The sequence below is a fragment of the Microbulbifer epialgicus genome (genome assembly GCF_041447265.1).
GTDB classification, from domain to species: Bacteria; Pseudomonadota; Gammaproteobacteria; order Pseudomonadales; family Cellvibrionaceae; genus Microbulbifer; species Microbulbifer epialgicus.
Window position 1 is genome coordinate 1 of record NZ_JBGMEK010000277.1, and the last position, 644, is coordinate 644.

The following is a 644-nucleotide window of genomic DNA, read 5'->3' on the forward strand; positions in this document are numbered from 1 at the left end:
CAAGTTATGGGCGATGTACGATTGAATAAGCGATTGTCCAATATTCTTAGGAATTTAAGTTCCGATCCACAGAATAGTATCCCCTGTGCAAATAAGTCTTGGGCAGAAACCTTTGCAGCTTATCGATTTATCGAAAATGATAAAGTCAACTTTGACTCTATAATGAGTGGTCATAAATCTGCAACTCTCGAAAGAATCAAGGCTCAGCCGGTTGTTCTTATTCCTCAAGATACCACGTTCCTAAATTTTGCAACCGATTTAGAAAGCAAAGAGATGGGTACACTTCGGCGGAAAGAGACCAATCAGCAACTCCTACATACGTCTATAGCTATAACACCATCCAGAGATAATCTGGGCATTGTTGAGGGTAGTATGTGGCAGCGAGATAAGGAACCAAGTGCTAACTCTCGCCATACAAAGTCGATACAAGATAAAGAAAGTCGACGCTGGCTAGACCATTACGAATCAGCCTGCCAGATACAGGAACACTGCCCTAATACCACGATTGTGAGCGTCGCAGATAGAGAGGGGGATATTCATGAGTGGTTTCAATTAGCTGAAGACCAAAATGAACAGCGTCGTGCAAGTTATATCATTCGAGCCAAGGCCAATCGTACCTTAGAGGTCGATGGAGAAGATACGAC

At 43.0% G+C, this 644-nt stretch carries 1 protein-coding gene; it reads left to right on the forward strand.

Annotation, left to right across the window (positions count from 1 at the left end; genetic code table 11):
• Positions 1-21: 21 nt before the first annotated feature.
• Positions 22-644 (forward strand): transposase DNA-binding-containing protein (locus ACCI49_RS24990; protein ID WP_371841968.1); only part of this gene is annotated, 623 nt, incomplete at its 3' end.